General features: G+C 69.5%; 17 protein-coding genes and 5 pseudogenes. 7 read left to right on the top strand and 15 right to left on the bottom strand.

Annotated features, from left to right (window positions below):
* Window positions 1–69: 69 nt before the first annotated feature.
* Window positions 70–2,895, top strand: coding sequence for a glycoside hydrolase family 2 TIM barrel-domain containing protein (locus ACFPZJ_RS26785; protein ID WP_381026507.1), 2,826 nt, complete (start codon window positions 70–72; stop codon window positions 2,893–2,895).
* Window positions 2,896–3,720: 825 nt separating this feature from the next.
* Here ACFPZJ_RS26785 and ACFPZJ_RS26780 read toward each other — a convergent pair.
* Window positions 3,721–4,827 carry a ricin-type beta-trefoil lectin domain protein gene (locus ACFPZJ_RS26780; RefSeq protein ID WP_381026505.1) on the bottom strand — a complete coding sequence of 369 codons (1,107 nt, stop codon included), beginning with the start codon at window positions 4,825–4,827 and terminating at the stop codon, window positions 3,721–3,723.
* Here ACFPZJ_RS26780 and ACFPZJ_RS26775 point away from each other — a divergent pair.
* Window positions 4,715–4,972, top strand: coding sequence for a hypothetical protein (locus tag ACFPZJ_RS26775; RefSeq protein WP_381026717.1), 258 nt, complete (start codon window positions 4,715–4,717; stop codon window positions 4,970–4,972). The genes ACFPZJ_RS26780 and ACFPZJ_RS26775 overlap by 113 nt on opposite strands.
* 103 nt (window positions 4,973–5,075) lie before the next feature.
* Here the strand turns inward: ACFPZJ_RS26775 and ACFPZJ_RS26770 are convergent, their stop codons facing one another.
* The 4 genes from ACFPZJ_RS26770 to ACFPZJ_RS26755 form a co-directional block, all read right to left on the bottom strand.
* Window positions 5,076–7,289, bottom strand: coding sequence for a 1,4-beta-glucanase (locus ACFPZJ_RS26770; RefSeq protein ID WP_381026503.1), 2,214 nt, complete (start codon window positions 7,287–7,289; stop codon window positions 5,076–5,078).
* A 159-nt stretch (window positions 7,290–7,448) separates the two neighbouring features.
* The gene (locus ACFPZJ_RS26765) at window positions 7,449–8,375 is read right to left on the bottom strand and encodes a carbohydrate ABC transporter permease (protein ID WP_381026500.1); all 927 of its coding nucleotides are present in this window, start codon (window positions 8,373–8,375) and stop codon (window positions 7,449–7,451) included.
* The gene (locus ACFPZJ_RS26760) at window positions 8,372–9,424 is read right to left on the bottom strand and encodes an ABC transporter permease (protein ID WP_381026497.1); all 1,053 of its coding nucleotides are present in this window, start codon (window positions 9,422–9,424) and stop codon (window positions 8,372–8,374) included. The genes ACFPZJ_RS26765 and ACFPZJ_RS26760 overlap by 4 nt, the downstream gene beginning before the upstream one ends.
* Window positions 9,424–11,103 (bottom strand): extracellular solute-binding protein, encoded by a 1,680-nt coding sequence (locus ACFPZJ_RS26755; protein ID WP_381026495.1) that lies wholly within the window; start codon window positions 11,101–11,103, stop codon window positions 9,424–9,426. The genes ACFPZJ_RS26760 and ACFPZJ_RS26755 overlap by 1 nt, the downstream gene beginning before the upstream one ends.
* Before the next feature lie 427 nt (window positions 11,104–11,530).
* Here ACFPZJ_RS26755 and ACFPZJ_RS26750 point away from each other — a divergent pair.
* Together ACFPZJ_RS26750 and ACFPZJ_RS26745 are read left to right on the top strand one after the other, a co-directional pair.
* Window positions 11,531–11,773, top strand: a pseudogene (locus ACFPZJ_RS26750) (hypothetical protein); the annotation flags it as partial.
* A 175-nt stretch (window positions 11,774–11,948) separates the two neighbouring features.
* Entirely contained in the window at window positions 11,949–12,356 is a 408-nt protein-coding gene (locus ACFPZJ_RS26745; protein WP_381026492.1) for an RICIN domain-containing protein, read from the top strand.
* A gap of 310 nt (window positions 12,357–12,666) precedes the next feature.
* On the opposite strand, the gene ACFPZJ_RS26740 is transcribed toward ACFPZJ_RS26745, so the two are convergent.
* Entirely contained in the window at window positions 12,667–13,572 is a 906-nt protein-coding gene (locus ACFPZJ_RS26740) for an endonuclease/exonuclease/phosphatase family protein (RefSeq protein ID WP_381026490.1), read from the bottom strand.
* Window positions 13,573–13,863: 291 nt separating this feature from the next.
* On the opposite strand from ACFPZJ_RS26740, the pseudogene ACFPZJ_RS26735 reads away from it, so the two are divergent.
* Window positions 13,864–14,268: pseudogene (locus ACFPZJ_RS26735) on the top strand (four-helix bundle copper-binding protein); the annotation flags it as partial.
* Window positions 14,268–15,764, top strand: a complete 1,497-nt coding sequence (locus ACFPZJ_RS26730) for a chloride channel protein (RefSeq protein WP_381026487.1) — start codon at window positions 14,268–14,270, stop codon at window positions 15,762–15,764. The pseudogene ACFPZJ_RS26735 and the gene ACFPZJ_RS26730, both read left to right, overlap by 1 nt.
* Window positions 15,765–16,448: 684 nt before the next feature.
* Here the strand turns inward: ACFPZJ_RS26730 and ACFPZJ_RS26725 are convergent.
* The 3 genes and pseudogenes from ACFPZJ_RS26725 to ACFPZJ_RS26715 form a co-directional block, all read right to left on the bottom strand.
* Entirely contained in the window at window positions 16,449–16,802 is a 354-nt protein-coding gene (locus tag ACFPZJ_RS26725; protein ID WP_381026485.1) for a cupin domain-containing protein, read from the bottom strand.
* Between the two features lie 80 nt (window positions 16,803–16,882).
* A pseudogene (gene aspA, locus ACFPZJ_RS26720) lies at window positions 16,883–17,361 on the bottom strand (aspartate ammonia-lyase); the annotation flags it as partial.
* A gap of 432 nt (window positions 17,362–17,793) precedes the next feature.
* Window positions 17,794–18,021 (bottom strand): annotated as a pseudogene (locus tag ACFPZJ_RS26715) (IS5/IS1182 family transposase); the annotation flags it as partial.
* A 152-nt stretch (window positions 18,022–18,173) separates the two neighbouring features.
* Between ACFPZJ_RS26715 and ACFPZJ_RS26710 the strand changes: the two are divergent.
* Window positions 18,174–18,473: a hypothetical protein gene (locus ACFPZJ_RS26710; RefSeq protein ID WP_381026483.1), complete on the top strand. Its 300-nt coding sequence runs from the start codon at window positions 18,174–18,176 to the stop codon at window positions 18,471–18,473.
* Between the two features lie 70 nt (window positions 18,474–18,543).
* On the opposite strand, the gene mshA is transcribed toward ACFPZJ_RS26710, so the two are convergent.
* From mshA to gcvH, 6 genes and pseudogenes are all read right to left on the bottom strand, one after another.
* A complete protein-coding gene (gene mshA / locus ACFPZJ_RS26705) occupies window positions 18,544–19,968 on the bottom strand; it encodes a D-inositol-3-phosphate glycosyltransferase (protein WP_381026480.1) in 1,425 nt (474 codons plus the stop codon).
* Window positions 19,965–20,822, bottom strand: a complete 858-nt coding sequence (gene fdhD, locus ACFPZJ_RS26700) for a formate dehydrogenase accessory sulfurtransferase FdhD (RefSeq protein ID WP_381026478.1) — start codon at window positions 20,820–20,822, stop codon at window positions 19,965–19,967. Before fdhD ends, mshA begins: the two co-directional genes overlap by 4 nt.
* 56 nt (window positions 20,823–20,878) lie before the next feature.
* Window positions 20,879–21,846 (bottom strand): annotated as a pseudogene (locus ACFPZJ_RS26695) (GTP 3',8-cyclase MoaA); the annotation flags it as partial.
* Between the two features lie 50 nt (window positions 21,847–21,896).
* Entirely contained in the window at window positions 21,897–23,279 is a 1,383-nt protein-coding gene (locus tag ACFPZJ_RS26690) for an L-serine ammonia-lyase (protein ID WP_381026475.1), read from the bottom strand.
* A gap of 69 nt (window positions 23,280–23,348) precedes the next feature.
* On the bottom strand, window positions 23,349–24,611 hold the full coding sequence (gene glyA / locus ACFPZJ_RS26685; RefSeq protein WP_381026472.1) for a serine hydroxymethyltransferase: 1,263 nt from the start codon (window positions 24,609–24,611) through the stop codon (window positions 23,349–23,351).
* Entirely contained in the window at window positions 24,608–24,997 is a 390-nt protein-coding gene (gcvH, locus tag ACFPZJ_RS26680; protein ID WP_381026470.1) for a glycine cleavage system protein GcvH, read from the bottom strand. The genes glyA and gcvH overlap by 4 nt, the downstream gene beginning before the upstream one ends.
* Window positions 24,998–25,023: the final 26 nt, after the last annotated feature.

The following is a 25,023-nucleotide window of genomic DNA, read 5'->3' as shown; positions in this document are numbered from 1 at the left end:
CCCGGACCCGTCGACTACGCGCACGTCCCCGCCGTTCCCTCCCGATGGTTTCTGAAGGCTGGAGATGTCATGCAATTGTCACGCCGTGGTGTTCTGATCCTGGGCGCGGCCGGCGCGGCCCTCGCCGGAGGCCTTCCCACGGGCTCGGCCCGGGCCGCCGAGGCCGAGACGGCCGACGGAACGGACGCTTCCACGCGCACCGAGCGCCTGTACCTGTCCGGCGAGGACGCCGACAACCCGGTCGACTGGGACTTCCTGTGCACCAGCGGGCGGCGCAGCGGCAGTTGGGGCAGCATCCCTGTTCCGTCCCACTGGGAGTTCCACGGATACGGCACGTACAACTACGGGTGGAATCTGCGCCCGGAGGAGAAAGGCCGCTACCGGCACACCTTCACGCCGCCCGCCCACTGGCGTGACAGACGCGTCTTCCTCGTCTTCGAGGGGTCGATGACCGAGACCGAGGCGTGGATCAACGGCGAGTCGGCCGGGCCCGTCCACCGCGGCGGCTTCTACCGGTTCCGGCACGAGGTGACCGGACAGCTGCGTCCGGGACAGGACAACCTCCTGGAGGTGACCGTCAGCAAGGAGTCCACCGACGACTCCGTCAACCGGGCCGAACGCCTCGGGGACTACTGGAACTTCGGCGGCATCTACCGCCCCGTCCATCTCGAGGCGTTCCCGCTCCAGCACATCGAACGCATCGCCGTCGACGCCCGCGCCGACGGCACGCTGCGGATCGACGCCCATCTTTCGGGTACCGGTGCCGCCGACCGTCTCGTCGCCCGGGTCACCGACCTCTCCGGGCGCCCGGTCGGCGCCCCGTTCACCGCGGCCGTCGCTCCCGGCGACACGACGGTGACCCTGAAAACAGCTGTGGACTCCCCCCGGCAGTGGACGGCGGAAACCCCGCACCTCTACCGCGTCGAGGTGGCGCTCCGCGCCGACGACCGCATCGTCCACCGCGTCGACGAGAGATTCGGCTTCCGCACCGTCGAGGTGCGCCCCGGCGACGGCGTGTACGTCAACGGCGTCAAGGTCATCCTCAAGGGAGCCAACCGGCACACCATCTGGCCCACGTCCGGCCGCGCGACCAGTGCGCGCATCAGCCGCAAGGACATCATCCTGATGCGGGAGATGAACATGAACGCGGTCCGGATGTCCCACTACCCGCCGGACACGCACTTCCTCGACCTCGCTGACGAACTCGGGCTGTACGTGCTCGACGAGCTGGCCGGCTGGCAGAAGTCCTACGACGAGGAGGCAGGCAGGCCCCTCGTCGCCTCGATGGTCACCCGTGACGTCAACCACCCGTCGATCCTGTTCTGGTGCAACGGCAACGAAGGCGGCTGGAACACGGCCCTCGACGCCGACTACGCCCGCCACGACCCCCAGCAGCGCACCGTTCTGCACCCCTGGGCGAACTTCGGCGGCATCAACACCGACCACTACGAGACGTACGACAGCACGCGCCGCATCCTCCAGGAACAGGGCGACGTCTTCATGCCCACCGAGTTCCTCCACGGCCTCTACGACGGCGGCGCCGGCGCGGGGCTCGACGACTACTGGAAGCTGATGGGCCGTGAACGGCTCTGCGCCGGAGGCTTCCTGTGGGCTCTGGTCGACGAGGGCATCGTGCGGGACGACCTCGGCGGCGCCATCGACGTGGCGGGCAACGCCGCACCCGACGGCATCCTCGGCCCCTTCCGTGAGAAGGAGGCCAGCTTCTACACGATCAAGGACATTTGGTCTCCCGTACAACTCGCCGAGCGGGAGCGGTTCACCTGCGGCCTGCCGGACGACTTCGACGGGCGGATCCGCCTCACCAACCACTACGCCTTCACCAACACCCGTACCTGCCGGTTCGCTTGGCGGCTGCTGGGCTTCCCCACCCCGTCGCAGCGGCGGGACGGCCACACGGTGCGCGCCCAGGGCACCGCCTCCGCGCCGGACATCGAGCCCGGCGCGCAAGGAGTGCTGCGCCTGCCCCTGCCGTCCGGCTGGCGACGTGCCGACGCCCTGGCGCTCACCGTCACCGATGCCGACGGCCGCGAGATCTGCCGCTGGACATGGACCATCGCGTCCGCCGCCGAACAGGCCCGACGGCTGGTTCGGACAGGCCCGGGACCAGCCGTACGCGGCCGGCTCGCGGACGACAGGCTCACCCTCGCATCCCGCCACACCACGGTCACGCTCGACGCCACGACGGGCATGCTGGCCGGCGTCACCCACCGAGGGACGGACTTCGCGCTGTCCCGCGGCCCGCTGCCCACCACCGGAACGGCCGACCTCACCCGCCTGACGCACGGGCCCGACGGCAACGGCTACGCGGTGGAGGCCGAGTACTCCGGCGTGCTGCGGCACGTCCGGTGGCATCTGCACCCCAGCGGCTGGCTGCAGTTGGACTACCGCTACCACCTCATCGGCGAGCACGACCTTTTCGGCGTCGGCTTCGACCATCCCGAAGCGCAGGTGACCGGCGTGACATGGCTCGGCCACGGACCCCACAGGGTGTGGAAGAACCGGCTGCGCGGCGTCGCGACGGACGTCTGGACGAAGCAGCACAACGACACCGCGACCGGTGCCGACGGCTGGGTGTACCCGGAGTTCAAGGGCTACCACGCGGGCGTCCGCTGGGCGTCCCTGCACACCACCGCCGGGCGCATCACCATGGTCTCCGAGGACGAGAACCTCTACCTTCGCCTCTTCACCCCCCGGTTCGGCCCCGACCCCCGCCATACCGCGCCGCCCTTCCCGAAGGGAGACCTGTCGTTCCTCGACGCCATCCCGGCCATCGGCACCAAGTTCGACGCACCGTCCGCGCTCGGCCCCAGCGGCGGCCCCACCACGGCGACGGGCGACTACGGTCGAACCCTGTACTTCTCGTTCTCCCAGTAGCGCCTCCACCCCCCTCGCCGACGCCGCACCATGCGGCCGGGCCCCCTGCCGACCGGCGCTGCACACAGATGCTCGACCTCACTTTCCCGAGGCGTGCGCCTGCTCCCACGACCGTGACGGCCAGAGGGTGCCCTTTCGGCGCGCCTCCTTCGCCCTCCCGGACGGCTTCCCGCTTTCTACGAACTTCGTCACACCGGACGCACCCTGACGACCCGCTGACGCGTGCCCTCAGTGACACGATGGTCCGCGTAGGCCGGTCCTGCGAGCAGGCATCCCTCAGCACTCCGACACCCACAGGCCGCAAGCAGCGGCCTCATGGCCCGTAGTGGTGCGCGCCCTCCTCCCCCGGGTCTGGACAATAGACAACCCCCGGGTCTATGACCTGGGGGTTCGTGTGGGAGCGGGTGGTGACGAGAAGCGAACTCGCGCTCTCAGCTTGGGAAGCGACGGACACCAGGCAGAGTTCGACCAGGTTGTTGGAGGCCGCCCTGGGCCGCGAGGACGGTGGGCCCGAAGCGGAACGACACTCGTGGCGAGGCATTCGGGGAGCGACTCGGATGGGCCCCGCGTCGCGAACGGCCCGGGAGGCGTTCCGCTCAACACCGCCTTGACCGTCGAGGTCCCCGGGCCGACTGCGCCTGGAAGAGAGTCGACGCCTACCTGGTCAAGCGCGCCGAGATCGACTCAGCGCACAGTCGTACGATGCTTGTCCTCGCTGTCCTGCCATGTATGAGCCGACCGCAGCCGGTGCCGTCCCCAGCGCGACCCGGCACCGGTGTCCTCCCGCGATCTGAGCCTGTCAGGCGCAGATCCCGGGAGCCGGTGTCATCCGGTGGTCAGAGTGGTCCACTTCTGGTTGGAGCCGCCGTTGCAGTCCCACAGCACGAGCTGTGTGCCGTCGGCCGTGGAGGAGCCCGGAACATCGAGGCAGCGGCCGGAGGCGGGGTTGCGGTAGCCGCCGTTGTAGGGCTGCCAGACCTGGTTGGCACCGCCGTGGCAGGCCCAGAGCTGCACCTTGGTGCCGTTGGCGGTGGCCCCGCCGGCGGCGTCGAGGCACTTGCCCAGGGAACGCAGAGTGCCGTCGGTGTAGGCGGACCAGTACTGGTTGGCACCGTCGCCGCAGCTCCACGTCTGGACGGCGGTCCCGTCGGCGGTGCTGGCACCGTTGACGTCCATGCACTTGCCGGCGATGCCGGACTGCACGCGGGCGGGCGCGGGGGCGGGGTTCTTCAGCCACCCGGCGCTGTCCGCGGACTGGACACCACGGTGGAAGGCGTCGGCCATCTTCTGGTAGCCCGAGTCGTTGGGGTGCAGGGGGTCGGCCAGGTCGGCCGTGGTCAGACTGCTCATGTCGACGAACGCGACGCGTTTGCCCGCGGCCTGCGCGTCGCTGACGATGTGCCGGGTGGCCTGGTTGTACGTGCCCCGGAACCGCTCCTCCGAGCTGCTGGTGGACACGACCAGGGAGGCGACGAGGACGGTTGCGTCGGGGACGTCGGCGGTGATCTGGTTGACCAGCGACCTCAGCCGGGCGATGGCGCTGTCGACCTCGGAGGCTCCTTGGAGGTCGTTGGTACCGATGTGCAGCGTCACGACGTTGGGCCGGTAGCGGGTCAGCGAGGCGTCGGCGAGCGCGGCGATCTGGTCGATGCGGTACCCCGAGTGGCCTTCGTTGTCCGGATCGGACATCGAACCGTTCCGCACCGTGCCCACGAAGTCCAGCGGATGGCCGTCCGCCGCGAGCCGGTTCCACAACGGCCCCCGATAGCCGTTGCCCGCACTGCTTCCCACGCCCCAGGTTATCGAGTCGCCCAACGGCATGACCCGCAAAGGCGTGGTGGGGGCGGCGGAGGCAGGGGCCACGCCCGTCGCCGTCACCCCGAGCGCGACAGCGACAAGCGTGATCAGGGGTAAAATCCAAGACTTCCTCATGCAGTTTCCTGTTCTGCGAGTGATTGCTGAATCAGCGGGGCTGATCGCCGCCCGGCCGTACCAGGGTGTGATGCGTGACGAGGCGCCTCTCGGCATCCGGTTCTCCGAACACGTGCAGCCGGCCCATCCAGGGCGGGACGATTGAAGTGGGGTGGCGAGGACCACGCCGATGCCGCCTGCCTGCATCAGCTCCGCCAGCCGAACTCCCGTGCGCCTGGGTGAGGTTCGAGCTTCGCCCAGGTCGGGTATCAGGCGGGCTCCCCGTACTGCACTCCGCGTCCGTTGGTGGAGACGTAGACCCGGCCGTACACGCGCGGGTCACCGGTGATGGCGGCTCCGGTCCAGCCCCACTGGTGCTGGTCGTCGTTGATCCGTGTCCAGGTCTTCGCCTCGTCGTCGGAGCGGTAGACGGCGTTGAAGCTGTCGACGGCACCGACCATGTAGATCGCCGGGTAGGAAGCGCCCCTGGCGGCCTTGCCGAAGCCCAGGGTGTGTGCGGCGTGGCAGCTGCTGACCTTGGCGAAGGTCGCGCCTGCGTCGGTCGAGCGGTAGAGGCCGTTCCCCTTGAGGCTGAGCCACAGGTCGCCGGTGCGGCCCGGAGCAGCCGTCAGCTGGAACTCGCTGTCGCCCGTGCTCAGGCCGGTGGCCCGCGCGGTGAAGGTCCGGCCGCTGTCAGTGCTGGCGAACACCGTGCCGGTCGTGGTGTCGAAGGCGTAGAAGCGGGTCGGGTCGACGGGGTCCGGGATCGGGGCGGCGCCCTTCGGGAAGGAGGCGACCTCGGACCAGGTGGCGCCGTTGTCGGCCGAGCGGTATCCGGGGTTCGCCGTGCCGAAGGACCACAGCAGCACGCTGCCGTCGGCGTTGGTGGCGATCGGCCCCGGCGCGTCCTTGGCGATGGCGGGCTGCGCCCCGAAGGGGGCCCAGGTCCTGCCGCCGTCGTTCGAGTAGGCGCCGTTGCCGTCGTTGCCCCAGCCCGCCCGGACCACGTACGACGGCTTGGCCGCGGCCAGCGACAGGCCGGTGGAGGTGCCGAACACCGGGTTCGACGCCATGCCGCGCGACGGCGACGCCGTGAGCCGCTCGTGGTACATCACACCGATGTCCCCGGACCCGCTGAGCAGGTGCGCCTCACCGGTCGGCGGCGAGACCAGCTGGCGGATGGACGCCTCCTCCAGGCCGCGGATCTGCGGGGCCCAGTGCTTGAGGTCGCGGGTGCCGTAGATGGTCGCGCCGGTGCCGTAGACGACGTGCTCCGAGTCGTACGGGTCGAGGGCGAGGGCCTGGATCCACCAGCCGAACTTGGGCTTGTCCCCGCCCCACTTGAGGTAGGGGGTCTCGGAGACGTCGAGGACAGCCCTGTCCTTCAGGGACGTCCAGGTGCGGCCGCCGTTCGTGGAGCGGAAGACGGTGTCGATCTCGGCCCACCGGTTGTTCGTGGAGACAACGAGCGTGCCGGGGCGGCGGGCGTCGACCGCGACTCCGCCGTAGCCGAAGGCGTCGGTCGACCCGTCCGTCGCGGTTCCGCCCGGCTTCACCGGGGTGACCTCGGTCCACTTGCCGTTGACGGTACGCAGTTTGTGGACGCTGCCGTCGGACTGGCCGTTGGGGCCGGGCGCGTTGGCATACGTCACGTACAGCTCTCGCGTGTGCCTGTCGTAGGCGGCGCGGATCGGCACCTTGGCCGCTGTGCCGGTGGGCTGCCCGGGGACAGCCTCCCAGGTCGTGCCATCGGAGGTGCGGTACAGGTTGGGCTTGCCGGCGGTGCCGTCGGAGTCGCCCCAGCCGGCGTAGACGGTACGGCCGGCGGCAACGAGGAGCGTGATGCCCTGGCCGGTGGCGCTGGGGGCGGCCGGGAAGCTCGTGGCCTGCCAACTGGCGCCCCGGTCTGTCGACTTGAGCAGCCCGTCATGCCGGGTACCCAGCCACAAGGTGTCACTGTCCCGCGGATCGACGAGCAGCCGCTCACCCGTGCCCCGCCCGTCCTCGTTGGCACCGAGCTTGACGCTGAGATCGGTACGGGACCAGGTGGCGCCGCGGTCCTCGGAGCGCAGGACGGCTCCGTTGCCGGCCCAGGACTGGGTGTAGGCGCCGAGGGCGAGATAGAGGCGGTCGGGGTGGGCCGGGTCGACGGCCATGGCCTCGACGCCGAGGAGGTTCCAGTCGTCCCAGCCGAGGTGATCGGTCAGCGGGATCCATCGGTCGGAACGGTCGTCCCAGCGGTAGGCGCCGCCGATGTCCGTGCGGGCGTAGGCGAGGCCGCGACAGGACGGGTGGAAGAGGATGCCGGAGATGAATCCCGTGCCCCCCTGGACGGCGTTGCGCCAGCGGTAGGCGGAGGCGGCGGTCTCGGCGCCGCTACCGGCGGCCTGCGCACGTCCCTGCAGGAGCGGCAGGGTGGCGACCGCGGCGGTGGCAGCGGTCCCGGCGAGGACAGCTCTTCTGCTGAGGTGGAATGCGTGCATGACTTTCCTCCTTCTTGCGCAGGACAAAGGGGAAGGTGACGCCCTCAGGGGCGCGGGGCGGTATCGCTGTGCGGCTCCGCCGCGTGGGCGCGACCAGCCACACCAACGAAGCCACGGACAGGCGACCGACGGCTCTACGGGCGGGCCGGGGCAAGGGCGTCAGCCCTTGATCGCGCCGGTGAGCATGCCCTTCTTGAAGTGCCGCTGGACGAAGGGGGAGGCTACCGCGACGGGGATCAGCGCCAGGACCATGACGGCCATCTGCAGTCCCAGGGAGGAGAGTTGGCCGGTTCGGACAGCCTGCTGGAGGCCGGTGGGGGCCTCGGTGTTCTTCTGGACCAGTTGGATGAGCACGTTCTGCAGCGGCATCATCTGCTGGTCGGTCAGGTAGATGGAGGCGTTGAACCAGGCGCTCCAGTAGCCGACCGCGTAGAACAGGGAGATGACGGCCAGTACCGCGCGGGACAGCGGCATGATGATGGTCAGCAGGATGCGCAGGTCACCGGCCCCGTCGATGCGGGCCGACTCGGTGAGTTCGGGGGAGATCCCCATGAAGAAGGCCCGCAGGACGAGGATGTTGAAGACGCTGACCGCGCTCGGCAGGATCAGCGACAGGTAGGTGTCGGTGAGGCCCAGTGACTGCACCAGAAGGTACGTCGGGATGAGCCCGGCCCCGAAGAACATGGTCGCCATCATGGTCATCAGGAAGAACCGGTGGCCCAGACTGCCCGGCCGGGACAGGCCGTAGGCCGCCAGCACCGACACCGTCATCGAGAACAGCGTGCCGAAGAGCGTGACGCCGACCGAGACCATGATGGCCCGGCTGACCTGGCCGCCGCTGAGGAGTTCGGTGTAGTTGACGAAGGTGATGCCCTGGGGGATCACGACGAGGCCGCCGACCCGGTCGATCACGGGCTTCGGGGAGAGGCTGGTGACGATCACGATCCACAGCGGACCGAGCACCCCCAGGCAGCAGAGCACGAGGAAGCCGGTCTTGGCGGTGAGTCCGGCCCTGCTCGGCGGCTCCTCCCACACAGGGCGGGCGGGCGCCTTCAGGCTGCGGACGAGCTGCGTGTTGAGGCTCACTTCCGGTACACCCCCTGCTCGCCCAGCAGGTGCGCGACCTTGTTCGCGCCCAGGACGAGACACACTCCGATGACTCCCTTGACGAGGCCGACCGCGGCCGCATAGCTGAAGTCGCCGTTCTGGATACCCACGTTCCACACGTAGGTGTCGAGGACCTCGCTGGCTCCCGCGCCGACCGCGTACCGCTGGAGCAGGAACTGCTCGAAGCCGACGCTCAGCGCGTCGCCCACCCGCAGCACCAGCAGCAGCGCGATCACCGGGCGCAGAGCGGGCAGCGTGACGTGCCACATGCGGCGCCAGCGTCCGGCGCCGTCCATGGCGGCGGCCTCGTACAGATCGGTGCTGACGGCGGACAGGGCGGCGAGGAAGACGATGATCCCCCAGCCGGCGTCCTTCCACACGGCCTGCCCGATGACCAGGAACTTGAAGAGGTCCGCGTCGGTCATCAGGTCGAAGCCGCTCCACCCGTACTTCTCCAGGGTCTGCGCGATGATGCCCGCGCCGCCGAGGATCTGCTGGAAGACGGTGACCACGAGGACCCATGAGAAGAAGTGCGGCAGGTACATGATCGCCTGCGCCACGGCCCGCACGCGGGGCCGGATCACGCTGTTGATGACCAGCGCGAGGGCGATGGGGACCGGGAAGAAGAACACCAGTTGGAGCACGAACAGAACGATGGTGTTCTTCGCGGCGCTCCAGAACAGCGGGTCGTCGATCATCCGCGAGAACTGCTCCACGCCCACCCAGGGGCTGTGGAAGATCGCCGTGATGCCGTTGCCGGCGACGTACGGGTCGTAGTCCTGGAAGGCGACGACGTTGCCGAGCAGCGGGACGTAGTTGAAGAGCACGAGCAGGACGATGACGGGCAGGGTCATCAGGACGAGCGCGCGGTCGCGGCCCCACCGGACGCGGACGGGAACCCTGCCCGCCTTGCCGGCCCTGCGCGGCACGCTCTCCTTCGCGGTGGCTGCGGCGACCGCGGCCGCCGGTTCCTCGACGGCCACGGGGGGACGGGTCCCGTCGGGCCTGCTTCCGGCCGTGAGGGACATCAGTTGCCACTGCCGTTCTTGTCGAGGAGCTGCTTGTACCAGTCGCGCAGCTTGTCGCCGCCGGAGGACTTCCAGGTGGAGATGGCCTGCTGTATGTCGGACAGCTTCTTGTTGCCGCGCACGAAGTCGATCTCCAGCTGTTCGAACTGGCTGGAGAGGGTGGCGTAGCGGCTCGGCTCGACGATGTTCATCCCGTACGTGGTCGTCTTCTTGACGAAGGCACCCTGCCGCTGCTGCCACTCGACCTGCTTGCGGGCGATCTCGGGGAAGTCGGGGTGGGCGGTGTAGGGAGCCGGGGCCGCCAGCAGCACCCAGGCGTTGTTCACCTCCTGGATACCCCGATCGTTCTTGATCGGGACGCCGTTCTTGACCGTGTAGTGGGTGCCCTCGACGCCGTAGTCGACGAACATCCGCTCCTTGGTGCCATAGGGTGCTGCTGCGAAGTTGGCGGCGGCCAGCGCGTTCTCGATCGTCTCCTTCGAGGCGCCCTTGCGGATCATCGACCAGATGCCGGCGGGCTGGGCGGCGTACAGCGTCGGGTTGCCCCCGTCGGCGGCGAAGTAGTCCATGCCCTCGATCTGGAAGTCCGGGTTGGACTGGGCCTGTTCGGTGGTCTTGCCGTACCAGGCGGACATGTCGCCGTTGAAGACCAGGATCTGCCCGGCGGTGAACCGCTGGCTCGCGTCGCCCGTGTTTGCTTTGTCGTCGGGATGGACCACGCCCGCGGCGAACAGCTTGCGGACCCACTCCAGATGTTCGAGGTACTCAGGATGCTCGATGCGGTACGTCAGCCTGCCGTCGTCCCCGATGTTCCAGCCGAGCGTCCCGGCAGGCTGGACACCGAAGAAGCCTGCCGCCGACCACCTCATGTCACCACAGGCCCACACCTTGGCCTTGGCGCTGGTGGCCTCCTTGGCCCAGCTGAGGAACTCGTCGGCCGACTTGGGAACGGTGTAGCCCTTCTTGTCGAAGACGTCCTTGCGGTAGTAGGGCACGATGCCGGGCGTGGAGGCGGCGGGCATCGGGATGCCGCGCAGTGCGCCGCCGAAGATGCTCATGCGCCAGGAGTCGGACGGGATCGCGGCCAGGTTCGGGTACTTCTTGACCTTGTCGCCCGCCAGGTAGGGGCCAAGGTCCATGAACTTCGCGGTGACCGCGCTCGAGATCTTGCCGACCAGTTCCCAGCTGGGCACGACCACCATGTCGGGTATGGAGCTGGAGGCCAGGACGGCCCCGAGCTTCTCACCGTAGGTGTTGCCGTCCTGGTTCTGCCAGGTGATCTTGGTGCCCGCTTCCGCGTCGAGTGCCTTGTAGTACGCGCAATCGGGCTTCGGCGGAGTGCCCCAGAGCGGGGACATGATCTTGAGGGGAGCGCCGGTGCCGAGCTTGTCCGGCACCGAGGAGGCGAGGGCCGCGAGGTCGACCTTGCCGATGTAGCCGGCCGACGAGCCGTTCTTCGACGGAAGGTCCGGCTTGGCGATCGTGCTGGCGACGTACGTCGGGAGCAGCTTGTCGGCGGCCTTGCCCGAGGTGGTGCCCTCGCGCGACCCGCCGTCCGACTCACCGCAAGCGGTGAGCAGCGGCATCCCACCGGCCACGGCTGCGGCGGCGACCGCCGTGGAGGCGAGGAAGCTTCTCCGGCTCGGTTGTGAGGATATGGAGGCGACGTTCGGCGTCATTGCGTCAACCCTTCATGGCGCACCCGGACACCTGGCGGTGTCCGTCGGCTGCGGTGGCGTGACTTCAACCAGCTGAGCTGAAAGCGGACATCCCATCGCTGTCGACGTCTACGCAGTCGAAGCGCTTCGATGTTGCTGTGAGATTAAGTGAACGTCCATGGGCGCACAAGGGACGCTTCAAAGATTCCTTCGAGGCGCTGGAGGAGGTTCTCCACGTTCTCTGCTTGATGAACGGTGTCGATCTCTTGACGCCCTCCTAGTGCCCCTGGCATGCATCGAAGCGCTTCGAAAGCACTCTCCGATCCACCTCAAGGGAATCCCACGTGTCTGCCACACATGGCGCATGCACCACCGCCGTTCCGCGCTCACAGCTGGCGTTCGCGCGCGCATCGACGACCTTCTGTAGCGGCTCAACCTCGACGAAAAGATGGGATGGCTGCATCAGTTCACGCCCGCCGTCGAGCGCCTGGGCATCGCGGCCTTCCACTCCGGCCAGGAGGCCCTGCAGCGCGTCGCCTGGATGGGCCAGGCCACCGTCCTCGCCCAGGCGGTCGGCCTCGGTGCGACCTGGAACACCGATCTCGTCCGGTGGGCCGGCGAGGCCGTCTCCACGGAGACCCGCGCGAGGCGCGCCCGCGACGACCGGGTGGGCCTGAACCTCAGGTCCCCGAAGACACGCTCGGTCGATCTCTTCGTGGGTGACGGTCCGGTACTGGTAGTGCTCACGCCCTTGTCGGGTACAGCCGAGTCCCATGGCTTCGCCGATTGAGCGCTCCCGTTGTCGGGGACCAGTGTGCAGAACGTCCGCCTCGGACTGCGTGGTCCGGTGCGGTGTAGGTGGGCGCGTGGTGGCGCAGCCCGGCCTGCTGGCCGGCCGACGGCGAGGCCCGCGGGCGTTCGACGCCTACGCCTCGACGGTGATGAAGCAGGTGCCGCTCTTCGAGAAGAAGAACACGGCCCCTCCCAACACCGTCTGCGCGCTGGACGCGTTCGTCTCCATCTCGTTCCCCGCCACGAACGCCAACTACAAGATTCTCAATAAGAAGAGCGCCAAGGCGATCGATGTCTCAGGTACGTCGACGTCCGCCGGAGCCAACGTCATCCAACGGAAACGGCTATTACAAGATCAACACGTGAACAGCGGCAAGCTGCTCGCGGTCTCCGACTCCTCGACGACAGCAGGCGCTCAGCTCGTGCAGAGGACGGACACGAACGCCGACAGCCAGCTTTGGCAGGCTGTGAACGTGGACTGATCCCCGCCGCACCACGGGCCGCACACCCCGCTCGGAGGCGGACAGAGGGAAGCGAAGGACCTGCGTGACACTGTTAATCGTTCGGTGTAACTCCTGATCATGGAACATGCATCGATGAGCAGTGAGAAGGTGGCCGAGCGCGAGGCCGTTGAGCCCGTCGAAGACTGTGCCGGTGAAGGCCGTGGACGACCAGTTGAGGGCGTCGGGCACGCCTGCCGCGCGACACCGGTAGATCGTGATCTTGATGGTGGGGTGGGCCGAAGCCCGATAGGTGTCACATAGCAGGCTTGTTGGCAGTGAGACCGCTCCTTCATCGCAGTGTGATCTGGGCGGCGACCGGCAGATGGTCGCTGCCGGTGGCGGGCAGAGTGCGGATGTGGGCGACGGTTGCTGAGCAGGCCATGACCTGGTCGATCCGGGCCAGCGGGAAGGCGGCGGGGAAGCTGAAGGCGAAACCCCGCTCCGCAACGTTCATCCGTGAGGTCAGCGGGGCCAGCCCGCGGTCGTCGACCGTGCCGTTGAGGTCGCCCAGCAAGATCACCGTTTTCAACTGCTCGGCAGCGACGGCCTTGCCCAGCAAGCGGGCACTCTCGTCGCGCCAGGAGGATGCGAGGCCGCTCGCCCGGATGCGGACCGAGGGCAGGTGCGCGACGTACGCCGCGATCTCGCCGTGCGGCGTGTGGACCACGCTCCGCAGTCCGCGACTCCATGGTCCCGCGATTCCCTGCGGTTTGATGTCCAGTAGCCGGGCATCGGTGAGCGGATGCTTCGACCACAGTCCGACGGTGCCCCTCACCGCGTGGTACGGGTAATCCGGGGCGAGAGTCTTCTCGTAAACCGGCAGCGCCGGGGGCACCAGCTCCTGCAGCGCGATGAGATCGGGCCCGGCGTCGGCCAGGGCGCGGGCCGTGCCCGCCGGGTCGGTGTTCTCGTCGCTGACGTTGTGCTGCACCACGGCCAGGTCGTGCGGGCCAGACTTCGCCCCGGGCAGGAGCAGCCCGCCGAAGAGGTACGTCCAGGCCGCCACCGGCAGGAGCAGGGCCACCAGGGCGATGGTTGAACGGCGCAGCAGGGTCAGACCGAGCAGTACCAGGACCACCAGGCCAAGCCACGGCAGGAAGGTTTCCAACAAACTGCCCAGGCGGCCCGCGGAGTTGGGCACCGCCCGGTGGAACGCCAGCAGCCCGGCCGTCAGCACCGCGGACGCGGCGGGCACCCGCCCCCGCGTCCAGACCCACCGGCGCCTTGCATCCCCCTTTCCGCCCTCGCCCGGAACCCACGGCCCGACCCAGCGCCGCGCCCACCGGGGCACTGCTGCCTTTCCCGTCGACGTCACACCGCTGTCCGCTCGCTCCACCTGGCTTCCCATCCGCTCGGCTCGTTACCCAAGACGAATCGCCAGGTGGATCAGTTTCCGCTTCTCCGCGTAGCTGGAGAAGTCCAGCGAAGCGCTGTGGCGGGCTAAGAGCGTCCCACAGCCCACGTCAATGCTTGGGAGACGATGACCATGACCACCTCCGTCAAGGAGATGCTCGACGCCTACCCTGCCGACCCGGGCGGTGTGGACCGCGAGGCGATGGCGAAGTGCATCGAGGAGTGCATCGCCTGCGCGCAGGCGTGTACGGCCTGTGCGGACGCGTGCCTGTCCGAAGGCATGGTGGAGGAGCTGACGAAGTGCATCCGCACGAACATGGACTGCGCCGACATCTGCAACACCACGGCGTCGGTACTGTCCCGCCACACGGGCTACGACGCGAACATCAGCCCGCGATCCTGCAGGCGTGCGCCACAGCCTGCAAGGCGTGCGCCGAGGAGTGCGGCAGTCACGCGAGCGCCCATGAGCACTGCCGCGTCTGCGCGGAGGTGCCGAAGCTGTGAGCAGGCTTGCACCGAACTCCTCGCCAAGCTCGGATGGCAAGGGACCAACAGACGCACCGGTTCGCCAAGGAGGCGCGCGGTCACGGCGTGCCGGAGGTGATGCTGGCGGTCGCTCAGCGCGGTGGCCGCATCAGCCCGAAGGCGGCCGTGGTGAAGACTCTCGCCTCTGCGCTGACCATCGGATCCGGCGGCTCGGTGGGCCGCGAGGGGCCGATCGTGCAGATCGGTTCCGCCCTCGGCTCCACCCTGGGGCGGGTGACGAAGGTGACCGAGGACCGCATGAAGCTGCTGGTCGCATGCGGCGCAGCGGGCGGCATCGCCGCGACCTTCAACGCACCACTGGCCGGTGTCTTCTTCGCCATGGGTCTGGTCCTGGGCACCTTCACGGCGGAGGCGTTCGGTGCCTTCGTGCTGGCCAGCGTCACCGCGAGCGTGATCGGCCGGGCCGCCTTCGGTGACGTGGCCTTCCTGACCCTTCCGGCCTTCCACGTCGGCCATCTCACCCAGGACGGCCTGTTCGCCCTGCTGGGGAGTATCGCCGCGGTGGTCGGCGTGGGCTTCGCCCGGCTGCTGTATCTGATCGAGGACGCCTGCGACTGGCTCTGGCGCGGCCCGGAGTGGCTGCGTCCCGCGGCCGGCGGGCTGGCGCTGGGTCTGCTCCTGCTCTGGCTGCCGGAGATGTACGGCGTCGGCTACCCGGTGCTGGAGAAGGCGACGGCGGGCGGGTATGCGGTCGCCTTCCTGCTGCTGATGCTCGTGGGCAAGATGCTGGCGACCAGCCTGACCATCGGTATCGACGGCTCGGGCGGGGTGTTCGCCCCCAGCCTGTTCATCGGGGCGATGCTCGGTGCCGCCTACGGAACGGGCGTCCACCACCTGATGCCCGCGACCGCCGGCTCCGTAGGGGCGTACGCGCTGGTGGGCATGGGAGCGGTCTTCGCCGGCGCCGCCCGGGCGCCGATCACTGCCGTGGTGATCATGTTCGAGCTGACCGGAAAGTACTCGATCATCCTGCCGCTGATGCTGGCGATCGTGCTGGCCACCACCGTCAGCCGCCTGCTGTCGGGCGACACGATCTACACCCTCAAACTGCGCCGCCGGGGCATCGACTTGGAAGGCCCCGCCTCTGGCGCCTGGATCGGAACCCAGCATGTGGGCTCCGTCATGGATCCCCTGCCCTCGCCGCTGCCGGCGTCGACCGGGCTCACGGACGCCGCCGACCTGCTGAGCCTTTCCGGATACGGGGCACTGCCGGTGGCCGACGCCTCCGGGCACTACGTGGGTGTCGTCACCGCCCGGGCGGTCGCCGAGGCACTGACGGAGCAGCCGGACGCCGTCCCGGCAACGGTGGCAGGGCTTGCCGAGCGTCCCGCCCCCGTCACGACCGACCAGCCCCTCGCCAGGGCCGCCCTGCACGCCCTTCTCTCGACGGCGAGCACCGGCGTACCAGTTCTGGACCCCAAGCACGGCAGGCCGGTCGGCTGGCTCAGCTCCCACAGCGCGCTACGCGCGATACACGTGAGCACGTGAGCACGTGAGCACGTGAGCACGTGAGCACGTGAGCACGCGAAGAGCGTCATGCAGAATTACCCCAGCGCATGATCAGGGGAAGCGCCGATTCCGTAGACCCGTACGAGGACAAGCCCCGCAGCGTCCTGCGACCCATCCAGACGGCGTCCAGGAGAGCCGTGGTCGCAAGGGTGGAGCAGTGCTCCACCTGCCGTGCCATGAGCCCTGCCTCGGTCGAGGCTGCCGCTGCGACGCCGCAGCGGCAGGCTCGTGATGGGAGAGACCGCCTCACCGTCCATGCACCTCCTCCTCTCCATCCGTGGGCTGGATCACGAGGTCTTGGACCGGGAGGTACTCGCCCGCCGCTACCCGCAGCACCGGCTCCTGGAGGGACACACCGCTGTCCTCGACCGGCGCTGTCATCAGGCCGGAGGCGTCGGCCCAGGCCGCCGCCCCGCCGATGCCGCGCGGCTGGGCGCCCGGCTGTTCGATCCGGGACTCTCCGTGCGCCCGCCTTCTTTCTGCGTAGCGACGCCGAGCAGTACGGACGCAGCCGGGCGGCAGCCGCCGGTCTCATCGCCTCATAACGCATCGCTGAGCTGGACTTCTGCCACGGCGCGTGCCTCAGGCATCGAGGACATGCGCCTTCTGGACAGGTGCCCTCGCTGAAGGGCTCGACGACGATCGTGCCCTGCGGCACCGGCGTTACGACACGGTCAGGTAGATCTTGCGCACGGTTTCGATGGTCTTCCAGACACCGACGAAGCCCGGCTTCATGAGAAAGCTGTCGCCTGCCTTGTAGACCACCGGCTCGCCACCTTCCGGCGTTATTTCGACGACGCCGGAAAGGATGTGGCAGAACTCGAAGGTCTCGCCCTTGATCGAGCGCGTCTCGCCGGGCGTGGCTTCCCAGACGCCCGTATTGATCGTTTCCCCGCGGGCGGCGTCCTGGGCCCAGGTCTTGTAAGTCGGATTGCCGGAGATCAGACGTTCCGGCAGCGGGCCGGACTCGCGGGGTGCGAAGGAGGGATCGGTATCGATGGTCTTCAGGAGCGACATGCTTTTCCTCTACTGGTTTCGGGAACGACGCGAATCGGGAGCGGACATACCAAGCGTCACCGGGCCGAGTTCGACCAGGCTCATCGCGCATCTCGGACCAGGGCCTGACGGCTGCCAGCCACGGTCTCGGCGCCCAACAGGTCGGCGAGCCTTTCCGCGCGGGCAACAGGCCCTTCTTCTGAGCGAGTTAGGCCACGGACCAGCCGGCGGCGAGGGCCTGCTTGGCGATGTGTTGGCCTCCGTGGATCCGATGTGTTCGGGTTGGGCGGTCACCAGGCCGATACAGCTCTCGACGCCCGCCCCCGCGCCTCCGTGTTGCGGTGATGCCGTCGACGCACCGCTCAGCGAGGGTCAGAAAGGCGGCGCACAGGTGGGTGTGGATTCCGACACGAAGTGCCGGATGATCGGCTCGAAGGCGTGGGGGGTGCTGTCCGGCCTCCGCCGCCATGGTGGTGGTGACGTCGTGCCGATCATCTCGAAGGCGACCTGATTGGCGACCTCGGCAATCACCGGATTGGCCTTGCCCGGGCATGATGCTCGAACGGGCCTGCACCGGCGGCGTGGATCGTGCGACTGTTGCGGTCCATCGAATATCTCCGACGCCCCGCACGGAGCCCACGCGTGATCTGTCCGTTGCGGGCACGATGTTCGGACGTTGTGTCAAGCGTGGGGCTGGGAAGCGGCACTCACGGCCCCGTTCACCCCAAGGAGATGCTGAAGCCTCCGCCCGTATGCTCCCGCAGCGGTGCCCTTCCGACCAGTTCCCGCTGCCAAGGCTCGGTCGTCCGTCAGCCACCGAGCGCGGCTCCCGCACTCCTGAGCCGGCGCCATGCCCACAGCGTGTCCATAAGAGCGGACAACCGCGGGCAACATCGGCGCGATCCAACAACTCGCCGACCACCCGGCGAGGAGAGTATCTGCACAGGCCAGAGCCATAACGCCCACCGTTTCCACCGATGCCGTCGCGCAAGCCAGCGGCGCTGACCGGGGGTTACCCCGAGAGGGCGAGGTTGTGCAGCCGGGCGATGCCGAGCATGGCGGCGTGCACGCCGTCGCCTGTCAGACGGCAGTCACGTAGGATCTCCCAAGCCTTCATCCGCGCCAAGACGTGCTCGACCCAGGTTCGGACCTTGCGGTGGGAAGCATTGTGCTCCTCTTTCCAAGCTGGTAGTTCGGCCTGGCCGCGTTCACGGCGGTGTGGGAGAAGCAGGCCGGTGCCGTCCGGGCAGCTCCGGGTCCGCACGTCGTGCATCTCAACGCAGATGCCGCACCCCGCTGACCGGGCGTATGGTCGCAGACGCTGGATGACACGGCAGACGGTGGCAGGTGAGCATCCGAAGAGCGGGGCGAGCTGCCGCATGGTGAGGTTCCATGGAGCACCCAGCGCCCCCCGTAGGGGTCGGTGGCCTTCACGTCCGCGCCCAGGTCGCCCTGGCCACCGACCTGTTCGGCGACAGGGCGACCGGCCCGGCGCATCAGGTCCCGGATGACGTACTCGAACTGCCGGTGCGTCACACGTCCAGCTGCGCCATGCCGTACCGCAGCACCCGCACCTACACCCTCTCCCACTGCCCGACGCCGAACCCGCTCCCGGCCAACGCTATCGGGAAGATCCAGAAGTTGCTGCTGCGCCGGCAGATCAATGACGGCTGCCTGCAGGCGCTTCCCTGAGCGACCGGACCGTACCGTCGTGGGAGTCCGTCGGCTCCCGGCGAGCCGTGCCGGGTGGCGGCGGGGACGGTCACCTCCCCGCTGCTCCAACACCACGGCCGACGGGCGCGCGGTCTCCCCTCGCGGGATCGCGCCGTGCGGGCCGGCTGGCCACCGCCAGAAGTCCGCGCTCGTGCAGGGCCGCCGTGTACACGTCCGCGGTCGCCGCCGCGGCCGTGGCCCAGCCGAAGGACCGGGCGTGCCGCACCGCGGCCTCGCTCATGCGGGCGAGGCGGGCCGGGTCGGCGGCGAAGCCGTACAGCGCCCGTGCGTAGTCCGCCGGGTCGTGCCCGGGTACGAGGACGCCGCTCACCCCGTCCCGTACGGCCACCGGCAGGCCTCCGACCTCGGCGGCGATCACCGGGGTGCCGCAGGCCTGCGCCTCGACGGCCACCAGGCCGAAGGACTCGCTGCGGGACGGCATGACGAGCACGGACGCCGCCCGGTACCAGTCGGCGAGCTGGTCCTGGCCGACCGGCGGCCGGAACAGCACGACGTCCGAGATGCCGAGGCAGGCCGCCAGTTTCTGCAGCCCTTCCGGTTTGGCCAGGCCGCTGCCGCTGGGCCCGCCCACGACCGGCACCACGATCCGCTCACGCAGCCACGGCCGCTCCTCCAACAGTCCGGCCACCGCGCGCAGCAGGACGTCCGGCGCCTTCAACGGCTGTATGCGGCCTACGAACAGGGGGATCAGCGCGTTCTGCGGGAGGCCGAGGCGGGACCGCGCCGCAGCCCGGCCGGCCTCGACACCACGGGCGTCGGGTCGGAAGCGTTCCAGGTTGACACCGGGGTGGACGACGGCGACTCGGCCGGTGTCGGCGCCGTAGTGGCGGAGGAGTTCCTCCGCCTCCTTCTGAGTGTTCGCTAGCAAGCGGTCGGCGGCCCGTACGACGTGGGTCTCGCCGAGCACGCGGGCCGCGGGCTCGGGTGTGTCGCCCTCGGCAAGGGCGGCGTTCTTGACCTTGGCCATGGTGTGCATGGCGTGGACGAGCGGGACGCCCCAGCGTTCGGCGACGAGGCGGCCGACGTGGCCGGAGAGCCAGTAGTGGGAGTGGACCAGGTCGTAGTGGCCGGGCTGCCGGCCGGCCCAGGCCTGCGTCACGCCGTGCCCGAAGGCACACAGCTGGGCGGGCAGATCCTCCTTGGCCAGTCCCTCGTAGGGGCCCGCGTCGACGTGCCGGACCAGGACGCCGGGCGCGAGTTCGACCCTCGGCGGGAGTACGGCGGAGGTGGCCCGAGTGAAGATCTCCACCTCGATGCCGATCGTGGCAAGGCGCTTGGCGAGCTCCACGATGTAGACGTTCATCCCGCCGGCGTCTCCGGTGCCGGGCTGATGCAACGGTGAGGTGTGCACGCTGAGCATCGCGACACGGCGGGGGCGGTGGCGGGCGTCGGGTGGCCGCAGCCGGGGCGGGCCGACCAGCGTGCGGCTGTGGAGGCCTTCGAGCCGGGTCACGTACCGGCTCCTGCCGTCGCCCTGCCTCGCAGATCGAGGCGCTGCTCGCCGGCGTACACATTCATCGAGCCGCCGCGCAGGAAGCCGACGAGCGTCAGCCCGGTCTCCGCGGCCAGGTCCACGGCGAGGGAGGACGGTGCCGAGACCGCCGCCAGGACCGGGATGCCCGCCATGACCGCCTTCTGCGCCAGCTCGAAGGAGGCCCGCCCGGAGACCAGCAGAATGCTGCGCGACAGCGGCAGTCGGCCGGACTGGAACGCGCGGCCGATCAGCTTGTCGACGGCGTTGTGTCGGCCGACGTCCTCCCGCAGGTCCAGCAGTTCGCCCTCGGGCGAGAACAGTCCGGCTGCATGCAGTGCACCGGTCCGCTCGAACACCCTCTGGGCGGCCCGCAGTCGGTCGGGCAGGGCAGCCAGCAGATCGGGGGTGACCCGGACCTGGGGCGTGTCGGCGATCGGCCACCGCGCCGTGGTCCGTACGGCGTGCAGGCTCGCCTTCCCGCACAGTCCGCACGACGACGTGGTGTACACGTTCCGCTCGAGCGTGATGTCGGGCACCGGAACGCCGGTGGCGAGCTGCACGTCGACCACGTTGTAGGTGTTCGAGCCGTCCTGCGTCGCGCCCGCGCAGTACACGATGGTCGCCACCTCCTCGGCCCGGCCCACGACGCCCTCGCTCACCAGGAACCCGGCGGCGAGCGCGAAGTCGTCCCCGGGCGTGCGCATGGTGATCGCCAGCGGCTTGCCGCAGAGTCGGATCTCCAGTGGCTCCTCCGACACCAGCGTGTCCGGGCGCGTGCTCACGGCACCGTTGCGCACCCGGACGACGCGCCGTCGCTCAGTGACCCGTCCCATGGCCTCACTCCAGGTTCTGTCTGTGGACGTCGCTGCGCTCTACGCCCGGGGCGCCAGCCCCCGATGGCCGACATCGGCCGGTCGGGCTGGAGGAAGGACGGCTCGTCGAGGCCGGAACCGGCCTTCTTCCCCCACATCGCGCGCTCCCACAGCCCCGCGATCTCCTCGTCCGGCGCCGCGGAGCGCAACGCCCCGCGCAGGTCGAACTCCTCCCGGGCGAACAGGCAGGTGCGCACCTGGCCGTCGGCGGTGAGCCGGGTGCGGTCGCAGGCGCGGCCAAATGGGGCGGGTGACGGAGGCGATGACGCTGACCCGGGCCGGGCCGCCGTCGACGAGCCAGCGTTCGGCCGGCGCGGAACCGCGTGCCTCGTCCGGCTCGAAAGTGAGCGTGAAGCGGCTGCTCAGGCTCTCCAGGATGTCCCCGGCGGTGACCATGCCGTCGCGTCGCCAGCCGTGCTGGGCGTCGAGCGGCATCTGCTCGATGAACCGGAGTTCGTAGTCGTTCTCCATGGCCCAGGCGAGCAGTTCGGGTGCTTCGTCGTCGTTCGGTCCGGGCATCAGGACGGCGCTGGCCTTCACCGGGGTGAGCCCGCCGGAGCGAGCCGCGGCCAGGTGACCCGGCGGGACCGCCACTACGAGGTGCGGCGGCGGGCCGCGGTGTGTCCGGCGAGATGACCCGGTCCAGGCCGGCGCGTTCGAGGGCTTCGGCGGTCCGCCCCAGGTCGATGCCGTTGGTGGTCAGCGACAGCCTGGGGCGCGGTGCGAGAGCGGCGCACCGCTCGACGATCCCGACGAGACCGGGGCGCAGCAGCGGCTCGCCGCCGGTGAAGCGGATCTCCTCGGCGCCGAGGTGAGTGACCGCGACCCGGACCGGCCGCACGACCTCGTCGTCCGTGAGCAGATCGGGCCTGGGCAGCCACGGCAGGCCCGCTTCCGGCATGCGGCGCGTGCAGCGCAGGTTGCACCGATCGGTGAGCGAGACCCGCAGGTCGGTGGCGACGCGACCGTAGGTGTCGATGAGCATGGCTGCGGCCCTTTCTCCTGCTTCGCCCCTGTCCCGCTTCGTCCGGTGCCTCAGCACTCGATGACGTTGACGGCCAGGCCGCCGCGGGCGGTCTCCTTGTACTTGACCTTCATGTCGGCGCCGGTCTCCTTCATGGTCTTGATGACCTTGTCGAGGGAGACGTGGTGGCGGCCGTCGCCGCGCAGCGCCATCCGGGCGGCCGTCACCGCCTTGACCGCGGCCATGCCGTTGCGTTCGATGCACGGGATCTGGACCAGGCCGCCGACCGGATCGCAGGTCAGGCCGAGGTTGTGTTCCATGCCGATCTCGGCGGCGTTCTCGACCTGTTCGGGGCTGCCGCCGAGGACCTCGGCGAGCCCTCCGGCGGCCATGGAGCAGGCGGAGCCGACCTCGCCCTGGCAGCCGACCTCGGCGCCGGAGATGGAAGCGTTCTCCTTGAAGAGCATGCCGATCGCCCCGGCGGCGAGCAGGAAGCGGACGATTCCGTCCTCGTCGGCACCGGGCACGAAGTCGAGGTAGTAGTGCAGGACGGCGGGGATGATGCCCGCCGCGCCGTTCGTCGGAGCGGTGACGACACGGCCGCCCGCCGCGTTCTCCTCGTTCACCGCCATCGCGTAGAGGGTCACCCACTCCATCGCGCGGCCCGCCCGGTCCCCCTCGCTGCGCAGGGCCCGAGCCGCCGCCGCGGCCCGACGACGGACCTTCAGGCCACCGGGAAGGATGCCCTCGCGGCCCAGACCCCGGCAGACGCAGGCCTGCATGACCCGCCAGATCTCCAGCAGTCCCGCGCGGATCTCCTCCTCGGTGCGCCAGGCCTTCTCGTTCTCCAGCATCAGCGCGGAGATCGACAGGCCGGTCTCCTTCGTCAGGCGCAGCAGTTCGTCGCCCGTGCGGAACGGGTGGGTCAGCACCGTGTCGTCGGGCTTGATCCGGTCCGCGCCGACCGCGTCCTCGTCCACGACGAAGCCACCGCCCACCGAGTAGTACGCCTTCTCCAGCAGCGGCACGCCGTCGGCGTCGTAGGCGAAGAGGATCATGCCGTTGGCGTGGTACGGCAGCGAGCGCCGACGGTGCAGGACCAGCTGCGTCGAGACGTCGAAGCCGATCTCGTGGGCCGGGCCGATCTCGGCACCGAGGAGGCGGATGCGTCCGGTGCCGCGGATCCGCTCGACGTCCAGGTCGGCCTGCGCGACGTCGACCGTGTGCGGTTCGTTGCCCTCCAGGCCGAGCAGCACCGCCTTGGGTGTGCCGTGGCCGTGGCCGGTGGCTCCGAGGGAGCCGAACAGCTCCGCCCGTACCGTGGCGGTCTGGGCGAGCACGCCGTCCTGCTTCAGCCTGGCCACGAACATGCCGGCGGCGCGCATCGGGCCGACGGTGTGCGAGCTGGACGGGCCGATGCCGATGGAGAACAGGTCGAAGACGCTGATTGCCACGCCATACTCCGGTGGGATGGGTGGGGCGCGACGAACGGTCACGGCACGCCCCTGCGGGGAGGTTGTCGGTCACAGGCCGGGGTACAGCGGGTGCTTGTCGGCCAGGGCCGTGACCCGGGCCTTGAGCGCTTCGGCGTCGTAGGACGGCTTGAGCGCCTCGGCGATGACGTCGGCGACCTCGGCGAAGTCCTCGGCCTGGAAGCCGCGGGTGGCCAGAGCCGGGGTGCCGATGCGCAGGCCTGACGTCACCATCGGCGGGCGCGGGTCGTTCGGGACGGCGTTGCGGTTGACCGTGATGCCGACCTCGTGGAGGCGGTCCTCGGCCTGCTGCCCGTCCAGCTCCGACTGGCGCAGGTCGACCAGGATCAGGTGCACGTCGGTGCCGCCGGACAGCACGTTCACCCCGGCTTCACGGGCATCCGACGCGGTCAGCCGCTCGGCGAGGATCTGCGCGCCCTCGACCGTGCGGCGCTGGCGCTCCTTGAACTCCTCCGACGCGGCGACCTTGAAGGAGACCGCCTTGGCCGCGATCACATGCTCCAGCGGGCCGCCCTGGAAACCCGGGAAGACCGACGAGTTCAGCTTCCTCGCGAAGTCCGTGCTGCGAGCGAGGATGATCCCGCCGCGCGGCCCGCCGAGGGTCTTGTGCGTGGTGGAGGTGACCACGTCCGCGTACGGCACCGGGTTCGGGTGCAGGCCGGCCGCGACCAGACCGGCGAAGTGCGCCATGTCCACCCACAGGTACGCGCCGACCTCGTCGGCGACCCGCCGGTACTCGGCGAAGTCCAGCTGCCGCGGGTACGCCGACCAGCCCGCGATGATCACCTTCGGCCGGTGCTCCTTGGCGAGCCGCTCCAGTTCCGCCATGTCGACCAGACCGGTCTCCGTGTCCACGTGGTACGGAACGACGTTGAACTGCTTGCCGGAGAAATTGATCTTCATGCCGTGGGTCAAGTGGCCGCCATGAGCCAGGTCCAGCCCCAGGATCGTGTCGCCGGGCTGGGCCAGCGCGAACAGAGCCGCCTGGTTGGCCGAAGCGCCGGAGTGGGGCTGGACGTTGGCGTACTCGGCGCCGAACAGCTCCTTGACCCGGTCGATGGCGATCTGCTCGGCGACGTCGACGTGCTCACAGCCACCGTAGTAACGACGGCCCGGGTAGCCCTCGGCGTACTTGTTGGTCAGCACCGAACCCTGCGCCTCCAGCACGGCGACGGGCGCGAAGTTCTCGGAGGCGATCATCTCCAGGGTCGACTGCTGACGCTCCAGCTCGGCGTCGACCGCGGCGGCCACCTCCGGGTCGAGCTCGTGCAGGGGCTGGTTGAACAGGGTCATCGGCGGTCTCCTTGGGTGTGGGCGCAGTGGGCGGCATAGGCATCTGGGGTCAGCGCGCCGGCGATGTTCTCGACCCGCAGCCGGAACAGCCAGCCGCCGGTGTAGGGGGCGGCGTTGACGACGCCGGGGTTGTCGGCCAGCGCGGGGTTGACTTCCAGGACTCGGCCCGAGGCGGGGGCGTACAGGCCGCTGACGGCGTTTCGTGACTCGATCTGCCCGCAGCTCTCCCCCGCCTCGACCCAGGTCCCGACCTCGGGCAGTCGGAGGTGGACGACGTCACCGAGGGCCTCAGCCGCGAACGCGGTGATGCCGACGGTGGCATTGCCCTCGTCCACGACCAGCCACTCGTGGTCCCAGGTGTAGCGGAGGTGCCGCGGAATGCTCATGGCGGTCTCCCCCACCGATTCCCTCG

This window comes from Streptomyces bullii, assembly GCF_042657145.1.
In the GTDB taxonomy this organism is placed as follows: Bacteria; Actinomycetota; Actinomycetes; order Streptomycetales; family Streptomycetaceae; genus Streptomyces; species Streptomyces bullii.
Note: the sequence above shows the minus strand (reverse complement) of the source record. Positions and strands in the feature narration are given on the sequence as shown.

What these genes read in the sequence shown, in the direction of transcription:
- ACFPZJ_RS26770 (WP_381026503.1), bottom strand. Translation starts at nt 7,289, where the DNA reads ATGCACGCATTCCACCTCAGCAGAAGAGCTGTCCTCGCCGGGACCGCT.
- ACFPZJ_RS26780 (WP_381026505.1), bottom strand. Translation starts at nt 4,827, where the DNA reads ATGAGGAAGTCTTGGATTTTACCCCTGATCACGCTTGTCGCTGTCGCG.
- ACFPZJ_RS26755 (WP_381026495.1), bottom strand. Translation starts at nt 11,103, where the DNA reads ATGACGCCGAACGTCGCCTCCATATCCTCACAACCGAGCCGGAGAAGC.
- glyA (WP_381026472.1), bottom strand. Translation starts at nt 24,611, where the DNA reads ATGACCCTGTTCAACCAGCCCCTGCACGAGCTCGACCCGGAGGTGGCC.
- gcvH (WP_381026470.1), bottom strand. Translation starts at nt 24,997, where the DNA reads ATGAGCATTCCGCGGCACCTCCGCTACACCTGGGACCACGAGTGGCTG.
- ACFPZJ_RS26775 (WP_381026717.1), top strand. Translation starts at nt 4,715, where the DNA reads ATGACCCGCAAAGGCGTGGTGGGGGCGGCGGAGGCAGGGGCCACGCCC.
- ACFPZJ_RS26725 (WP_381026485.1), bottom strand. Translation starts at nt 16,802, where the DNA reads ATGTCGCTCCTGAAGACCATCGATACCGATCCCTCCTTCGCACCCCGC.
- ACFPZJ_RS26730 (WP_381026487.1), top strand. Translation starts at nt 14,268, where the DNA reads ATGGCAAGGGACCAACAGACGCACCGGTTCGCCAAGGAGGCGCGCGGT.
- fdhD (WP_381026478.1), bottom strand. Translation starts at nt 20,822, where the DNA reads ATGGGACGGGTCACTGAGCGACGGCGCGTCGTCCGGGTGCGCAACGGT.
- ACFPZJ_RS26710 (WP_381026483.1), top strand. Translation starts at nt 18,174, where the DNA reads ATGGAGCACCCAGCGCCCCCCGTAGGGGTCGGTGGCCTTCACGTCCGC.
- ACFPZJ_RS26760 (WP_381026497.1), bottom strand. Translation starts at nt 9,424, where the DNA reads ATGTCCCTCACGGCCGGAAGCAGGCCCGACGGGACCCGTCCCCCCGTG.
- ACFPZJ_RS26785 (WP_381026507.1), top strand. Translation starts at nt 70, where the DNA reads ATGCAATTGTCACGCCGTGGTGTTCTGATCCTGGGCGCGGCCGGCGCG.